The 7,757-nt window shown below is 49.0% G+C and carries 7 protein-coding genes and 1 other RNA gene; all 8 read left to right on the forward strand.

Features of this window, described 5'->3' with window-relative positions; translation table 11 throughout:
• Positions 1 to 47 precede the first annotated feature (47 nt).
• The 8 genes from IEW48_RS15800 to ffs all read left to right on the forward strand — a co-directional run bounded on the left by IEW48_RS15800 (position 48) and on the right by ffs (position 7,611).
• Positions 48 to 485: a UPF0236 family transposase-like protein gene (locus tag IEW48_RS15800; RefSeq protein ID WP_443092719.1), complete on the forward strand. Its 438-nt coding sequence runs from the start codon at positions 48 to 50 to the stop codon at positions 483 to 485.
• A gap of 211 nt (positions 486 to 696) precedes the next feature.
• Complete coding sequence (locus IEW48_RS15805; RefSeq protein WP_188624598.1) at positions 697 to 1,689, forward strand: ABC transporter ATP-binding protein; 993 nt, start codon at positions 697 to 699, stop codon at positions 1,687 to 1,689.
• Entirely contained in the window at positions 1,686 to 2,702 is a 1,017-nt protein-coding gene (locus IEW48_RS15810) for an ABC transporter ATP-binding protein (RefSeq protein WP_188624599.1), read from the forward strand. Before IEW48_RS15805 ends, IEW48_RS15810 begins: the two co-directional genes overlap by 4 nt.
• A gap of 206 nt (positions 2,703 to 2,908) precedes the next feature.
• Positions 2,909 to 4,564: a peptide-binding protein gene (locus IEW48_RS15815; RefSeq protein ID WP_371874896.1), complete on the forward strand. Its 1,656-nt coding sequence runs from the start codon at positions 2,909 to 2,911 to the stop codon at positions 4,562 to 4,564.
• A 95-nt stretch (positions 4,565 to 4,659) separates the two neighbouring features.
• Complete coding sequence (locus IEW48_RS15820) at positions 4,660 to 5,607, forward strand: ABC transporter permease (RefSeq protein ID WP_188624600.1); 948 nt, start codon at positions 4,660 to 4,662, stop codon at positions 5,605 to 5,607.
• 15 nt (positions 5,608 to 5,622) lie between these two features.
• Positions 5,623 to 6,546: an oligopeptide ABC transporter permease gene (opp4C, locus tag IEW48_RS15825; RefSeq protein WP_188624601.1), complete on the forward strand. Its 924-nt coding sequence runs from the start codon at positions 5,623 to 5,625 to the stop codon at positions 6,544 to 6,546.
• A gap of 157 nt (positions 6,547 to 6,703) precedes the next feature.
• On the forward strand, positions 6,704 to 7,195 hold the full coding sequence (tadA, locus tag IEW48_RS15830) for a tRNA adenosine(34) deaminase TadA (RefSeq protein WP_188624602.1): 492 nt from the start codon (positions 6,704 to 6,706) through the stop codon (positions 7,193 to 7,195).
• 151 nt (positions 7,196 to 7,346) lie between these two features.
• Positions 7,347 to 7,611, forward strand: an RNA gene (gene ffs, locus IEW48_RS15835) — signal recognition particle sRNA large type.
• The last annotated feature ends 146 nt before the right edge of the window (positions 7,612 to 7,757 follow it).

Here is a 7,757-nt window from a genome sequence, read left to right on the forward strand (position 1 = left end):
TACATGATGGCGAACAACCTTTTTGGGAAGCTTTTGAGAAATTTTTGATGGACGAATTTGACTATGACCCTACCAAACACAAACTGGTGATCAATGGGGACGGCGCGAAGTGGATCACGGCCTGTCGTGAATATTTTCAAGAGAGAGCCTTCTACTGCATGGACCGTTTTCACTTGGCCAGAGAGATTCGCCGGCTGTGCCGCAAGCATCCCCGGTACCGTCAGATGCAGGAGGCCCTTGAGGCCTATGACAGCCAACGGCTATTAACCGAACTGAACAGTGCCGTGGGGACACTACAGACGGCAGAGCAAGAAGCGCGACTTGAACAGCTGATCCAGCAGATCGAAAAACATCCACAAGCTGTGGAAGATTACCGGCAATGGCTTCAAGAGCAGGGCATAGACACCACAGGAATGCGGCCCATGGGAAGCGCGGAATCCACCATGCATGTCTTTGCCANAAAAACTCTGCCCGGAAATACTTGACTCACACTTTCCTGACAAAAACATTGACAATGAACGGTGTATCTAGGTAAAATACATTGTGAGCCGAATGAAGTTTGTAATTTACAGAATACTAAATGATTTAAATGGATTATCAATTCTTAATGATGTATACCTAACGTGTACATTGTTAAAAGTGACACCTTTGGATAAAATACAGCGTGATATGGATACTAGGACGGTGGATACACAAATGTCAGCACTGTTGGAAGTAAAAAACCTCAAAACCTATTTTTACAATAAGAAGAAAGCACTACCTATTATTGACGGTATTGATTTTGAGGTCAACAAAGGGGAAACTGTGGCCCTGGTAGGAGAATCAGGGTCAGGCAAAAGTATGACAGCGCTTTCGATCATGAGGTTGTTGCCTTCTCCAGGTGGAAAAATCGTTGAGGGCCAAATCTTGTTTGACGGACAAGACCTGGTACAGCTCAGTGAGGAACAGATGTTTAAAGTGCGAGGCAATGAGATTTCCATGATTTTTCAAGAGCCGATGACCTCCTTAAATCCTGTGTTGACGATCGGAGAACAACTGACAGAAGTCTTGCGGTACCATATGCGGTACCATAAAAAAATGGGGAAAAAAGCAGCACGGGAGCGGGCGGTAGAGCTTTTAAAACTGGTCGGTTTCGGACGGGCCGAACGAATCCTTGATGATTATCCGCATCGTTTGTCTGGGGGCATGAGACAGCGCGTCATGATTGCCATGGCCATGAGCTGCAATCCCAAATTGTTGATAGCTGATGAACCGACGACGGCTTTGGATGTGACCATTCAAGCTCAAATTTTAGAGTTAATGCAAAAGGTGTCAGAAAAGTTTGATTCCTCAATCATTCTGATTACCCATGATCTGGGTGTTGTGGCAGAGCTGGCCGAACGGGTCATTGTCATGTACGCCGGCCAGATCCAGGAAGAAGCCTCCGTGAATGAGTTGTTTAACAATCCGTTGCATCCCTATACAGCGGGGTTGTTGGCTGCCGTGCCCTCCATTGAAGGCGGAGCGAAACGGCTGTACTCCATTCCCGGTAACGTGCCGTCACCGGAAAATTACCCTGCAGGCTGCCGTTTTGCCCCCCGCTGTGCACAAGCGACAGAAGCCTGTTTCCATACCCTGCCGGAACTGAAAGAAATAGAACCAGGGCACAAAGTCCGTTGTCATTTGTACCAGGAAGGAGAACAGCAATGATCACACAAGCCGGAAAGAGCAAACCACAAACTGCGGCCGAGTCCAAGTATTTACTGGAAGTCCGCCATCTGAAAAAGTACTTTCCAGTCAAAGCGGGTATTTTGCAACGGACAGTCGGCTATGTCAAGGCGGTTGATGATGTCAGTTTTCATATTGAACAGGGTGAGACATTGGGGTTAGTGGGCGAATCCGGCTGTGGAAAGTCCACCACCGGCCGGACGATTATCCGCCTGTATGAACCGACCGACGGACAAATTATTTTTGACGGGCAAGACATTTCCCATTTGAGCGAACGCCAGCTGCGCCCCATTCGCCGGGACATGCAAATGGTGTATCAGGATCCGTTTTCTTCCCTTAATCCGCGCAAAACGATCGGGACCATTTTGGAAGAGCCCTTTTCCGTCCACCGCCTGTACAGCAAAAAGGAACGGCAAGAACGGGTGGCTGCATTGTTGGAAAAAGTTGGCCTTAACCCTAACTGGCGCAACAGGTATCCCCACGAATTTTCAGGGGGGCAGCGCCAGCGCATCGGCATTGCCAGGGCGCTGACCCTGCAACCCAAGCTGATCATTGCCGATGAGCCTGTTTCGGCTTTGGATGTATCCATTCAAGCCCAGGTGCTTAACCTGCTGAAAGACTTACAGGATGAATTTAAACTGACCTATTTATTTATCTCCCACGATTTAGGAGTGGTTAAACATATTTGTGACCGTGTGGGCGTGATGTACCTGGGTAAATTGATGGAGATTGCGGATAAGAACAGTTTATACAGAGAACCGTTGCATCCTTATACCCAGGCCCTTTTGTCAGCCGTGCCGCGCCCCAATCCTAACGTGAAGAAAAGGGAACGCATTATTTTGGAAGGGGATGTGCCTAACCCGGCCAATCCGCCCTCAGGCTGTGTCTTCCATACCCGCTGCCCCATGGCGATGGAACACTGTAAAACAGAAGTGCCTCACATGCGTGAAGTGAAGCCAAAGCATATGGTTGCTTGTCACCTGTATCAACAGTAGACGAGCGTTACGATAGCTTGAACCGGCTGAATGAAGATTCAGTCTTGGCTTTGATTCTGGCAAAGGGGGGATGCTGTTGTAGTGAGAGACGTTGGTTCGGGGTTAAGCTGCATATTTGTCCCATTCTTCTAATTAGGGTACTCATTAAACCTAAAAACTCATTAAAACTAAAAAGAGGTTAAAACTAAAAAGAGGGGGAAATAGGTGTGAAGTTAAACAAACGCTTTATCATTCTGCTTGGTTTAATGCTTGTGTTCTCCATGACGCTTGCGGCCTGCGGGGGAGGAGGAGAAGAGCCCGCGCCTCAGGATGATGCGACCCAGGAAGAAGAAACAGAAGAGGAAGCAGCGGAGGAAACCGCTGGTGAACCCCAGTATGGCGGGGACCTGATTTATGGGCAAACCGGTAATCCCCAGTTGTTTAATCCCCTGTATTCTCAAGATACGGCCAGCGGCGACATTGAAGCTTTGATCTTTGCCGGATTAATGCGTACAGATGAAAATCTTAATGTGGTGCCCCATCTCGGTGAACCTGTTGAAGTGTCCGAAGACGGGCTGGAGCATATTTACCGCATCTATGAAGGGGTAAAATGGCATGACGGGGAAGAAGTGACCGCTGATGACGTCGTGTTTACCTTCAGCATTCCTCTGCATGAGGACTATGACGGACCGCGCAAGTCCTATTTTGAGAATTTGGAAACGGTAGAGAAAATTGATGACTACACAGTGAAATTTATCCTGAAAAAACCGGATGCTGCCTGGCCTATCACAGCGGGTTATGAGTTATTGCCAGAACATATCTTGGGTGATGTGCCTGTTGCAGAGCTGGGCGAGCATGAGTTTAACCGCAATCCCATCGGCGCCGGCCCGTTTAAATTTGATGAATGGGTCGAGGGGCAATATGTCCGTTTAGTGGCCCATGAAGATTACTTTGAAGGCCGTCCCTACTTAGACAGCATCACCGTTAAAATCACCGGAGATTCCAATGCTCAAGTGTTGCAGCTGCAAACGGGTGACATTCAAATGGGGGCCTTCCCATCTGAAGAATTTTCCACCGTCGAAACCTTTGACCATGTCAATATTAGCCAAATTTTACGCTATGCGTATAACTACTTTGGTTTTAATTTTCGAAATGAGTTTTTCCAGGATTTGAGGGTACGTCAAGCCATTGCCCATGCCTTAGACCGACAAGCAATCATTGATGCGACCTTGGATGGACACGGGGAAGTGGCCCATGGGCCTGTCAGCCCCTTGAGCTGGGCTTGGACCGATGAGCTGACTGTTTATGAATATGATCCTGAAAAAGCCAAAGCATTGTTAGCTGAGGCAGGGTGGGAACCGGGGTCTGACGGTGTGCTTGAAAAGGATGGCAAGAAGTTTGAGATTGAAATCTTGTACAACGAAGAGAATATTGCCCGCCGTAATACTGCGGTGATTATGCAAGAGCAGTTAGCGGAAGTAGGCATTAAAGCTACCCCGAAATCATTGGAATGGGGTGCATTCCTGGATACCATCAATCCGCCTAACTATGATTTTGATACTGTTATCCTGGGCTGGGCCTTAGGAACTGATCCTAACCCGAAGCAAATTTTTCACTCTGCTGAAATTGAGCAAGGCTTAAACAACATCAGCTATGTGAATGAAGAATTGGATAAACTGATGGATGAAGCAGCAGTAGAACTGGATGAAGAAAAGCGCAAAGAATTGTTACAAGAAATCTTTAAAATCTTGTCTGAAGATTTGCCGTATGTCTTCTTAAATTACCCTATGGATAACGTGGCTTATCCCAAAAACCTGCACGGCTTTACCCACCATCCGCGCGTACCGTTCTATAAAGCCCATGAATGGTGGCTGGAGCAGTAAATTAGAAAAGAAAGGAGAATGGGGGATGAAAGCTCCCCATTCTCTTCCCTTGAATAAGGACAAGCTGACATAATCGACAGTAAAGGGTGCTCAAGATGACAGCATATATTTTACGCCGTTTAATCATGACCATCCCCATCTTACTCGGCATCTCCATCCTCAGCTTTGCCATTATGCACCTGGCACCGGGGGACCCGGCCAGCATGTTGATGGATCCTACCATCTCGCCAGAAGACCGCGAACGCATGGCGGAACGGCTAGGTTTAAATGACCCGCCCCATGTCCAGTATCTCAAGTGGATGGGTAATATTCTGCAAGGGGAACTGGGCACCTCCTATGTCCAGCGCCGGCCGGTGGCTGATATTATTATGGAGCGCTTGCCCAATACGCTTGTCTTGATGATTGCCTCCTCGCTGTTTGCCATTATCTTGGCCATTCCCTTTGGGGTGCTGTCGGCGACCCGGCAATACAGTACGCTGGATTACTCGGTCACTACTTTTTCCTTTATTGGTGTGGCGACGCCCAACTTTTGGCTGGGACTGATGTTATTGATGATCTTTTCTGTTCAATTGGGGTGGTTTCCGGCTGGAGGCATTCAAACCATTAATGCCCCATTTAGTATCTGGGACCGGATTCACCATTTGATTTTGCCCATGATTGTGCTGGGCACCTATGATATGGCCAGTCTCATGCGCTACACCCGTTCCAGCATGCTGGAGGTGATCCGTCAAGATTATATCCGCACGGCACGGGCCAAGGGCTTCAGAGAAAGAACCGTCATTTACAAGCACGGTTTACGCAATGCCATGATTCCGGTGATTACCATTTTCGGCTTAATGTTGCCCACCTTTATCGGCGGCTCGGTCGTCGTGGAAACCTTGTTCAGTTGGCCGGGCATTGGCCAGTTGTTTATTAATTCTGTCTTTCAACGGGACTATCCGGTGATTATGGCCTTAACGATGTTTAGTGCTGTATTGGTTGTCATCGGCAACCTGTTGGCCGATATCTTATACGCCATCGTTGATCCGCGCATAGAGTACTAGGAGGTGCAGTACAAGATGTCCCAAGTTCATCACCAACTGCCTGCTGCGCAAACACCGGCAGCCCCTGAAGCGGTCACCATAGGCGAGCGGCGTTCCCTGTGGTCGATGATGCTGGCAAAGTTCTTCCAGAACAAGTTAGCTGTGGTAGGGTTGGTGTGTCTGGTTATTATCATTCTGGCGGTCATCTTTGCTCCATATCTGACCCCGTATGAACCGCACAAGCAAGACTTAGCCAACCGTTTGCAACCGCCCAGCAAAGAGCACCTGATGGGCACTGACCATGTGGGACGGGATATTTTTACCCGTGTCTTGTACGGGGGACGGGTCTCTCTGATGGTCGGTTTCTCGGCCATGGCCATTATGATTACCATTGGCACCCTGGTCGGCGCTATTGCTGGTTACTATGGGGGACGCATTGATGCCATATTGATGCGCACAGTAGATGTGTTGATTTCCTTTCCAAGTATTTTCCTCTTGATTACCTTGGTTGCTTTCCTGCAACCAGGACTGACCACCATTATCTTTGTGCTGGCCGTGTTTGGCTGGATGGGGACAGCCCGCCTGGTGCGGGGTGAATTCTTGACCTTGAAGCAGCGGGAGTTTGTGCTGGCCGCCAGGACGACAGGCATGTCCAATTTGCGGATTATCTTCACCCAGATTTTGCCCAACGCTATGGGTCCGATTATTGTGGCGGCCACATTAGGTGTCGGCAGCATTATCATTACTGAATCAACACTCAGTTTCTTGGGGTTAGGGGTGCAGCCGCCTACACCGAGCTGGGGAAACATGCTGACTGATGCCCAAAGCGTGACCATTTTCCGCACCGCCTGGTGGTATCCAACCTTTCCAGGACTGATGATTTTAATGACGGTGCTGGCCTTTAATTTTGTAGGGGACGGTTTAAGAGATGCCCTTGACCCGCGCGTGATTGAGAAATAAGCATGGGTGGGTGATGAGATCACATAATATCAGTCAAGAGAAAAGGGAGCGATGGGGATAAAGCCCCCACCTCTAAGCGTCAGCGCAGGTGGTGGGAGTATGTCACGATGAAGGGAGAAGGATGGACAAGCAGCTGAACAAAGGACGTGAGTGAGCGTTGTCAGCACAAAGTGAACATGAAAAGTGGATGGCACGCGCCATTCAGCTGGCCAAACAGGCGGAAACATTGGGCGAGGTCCCCATTGGTGCGGTCATCGTTAAAGAGGGAGAAGTGATTGGTGAAGGTTATAACAGACGTGAGATTGACCGGAATCCGCTGGCCCATGCTGAATTGATGGCCATCCAGCAAGCTTGTGAGCGGCTTGGAGGATGGCGGTTGGCAGGGTGTGATTTGTATGTCACTTTAGAACCTTGCCCCATGTGTGCGGGCGCCATTGTGCAAGCACGTTTAAGGCGGGTCATTTATGGCACGGAAGACCCGAAGGCGGGCTATGCCGGCTCTTTGCACAATACCTTACAAGATGAGCGCCTGAACCATCAAACAGACGTGATTGCCGGCATCCGCCGGGAGGAGTGCCAACACTTGCTCAAAGATTTTTTCCGCCGCTTAAGGGAACAAAAGAAAGCGGCTAAGGGAATGTCCACCTGAGGCGAAAAAAGGACGGGCTGGGTGACGACAGAGCGCCTGGCTTTTGTTGACCCTATGAAAAAAATTAACACTTGCTTTAACTACTTGCTTTCGTTATAATGATAGGTACAGTTGAAGAACAACTGTGTTCAAAACATGCTTATAAAGTTTGCTGTGCTAGACGGGGAGGTAGCGGTGCCCTGTAACCCGCAATCCGCTATAGCGGGGTCGATGCCTATCTGAGGTTTGCACTATGTGAGGTCTGGCTCATGTGCGCGGTGTTGACGAAAGGGTCCTATGCAACGGAAGCCCATGAACCCCGTCAGGTCCGGAAGGAAGCAGCGGTAAGTGGGTCTCTCCGTGTGTTGTAGGGTAGCCTTTTCCGAGCTGGCGGCATGAGTACGCTCAGGTAGTGCTTATCGAGGATAGGTGCACAGCAGTTTATTTATATAGCTAACTCAACTTTCGCAGACAGAAACACCGAGTAAACCCTTGATATAATTGGGCAGACTCGACAAAAACTGATCGAAAAGCTCTTGAAACTTCTCTTCCGTAAGAACTAGAACTTCCCGTACCGCAGATT

The sequence above is a fragment of the Caldalkalibacillus thermarum genome, assembly GCF_014644735.1.
GTDB lineage: Bacteria > Bacillota > Bacilli > Caldalkalibacillales > Caldalkalibacillaceae > Caldalkalibacillus > Caldalkalibacillus thermarum.

Coding starts and splice junctions, on each gene's coding strand:
- IEW48_RS15820 (WP_188624600.1), top strand. CDS start 4,660: ATGACAGCATATATTTTACGCCGTTTAATCATGACCATCCCCATCTTA.
- opp4C (WP_188624601.1), top strand. CDS start 5,623: ATGTCCCAAGTTCATCACCAACTGCCTGCTGCGCAAACACCGGCAGCC.
- IEW48_RS15805 (WP_188624598.1), top strand. CDS start 697: ATGTCAGCACTGTTGGAAGTAAAAAACCTCAAAACCTATTTTTACAAT.
- IEW48_RS15810 (WP_188624599.1), top strand. CDS start 1,686: ATGATCACACAAGCCGGAAAGAGCAAACCACAAACTGCGGCCGAGTCC.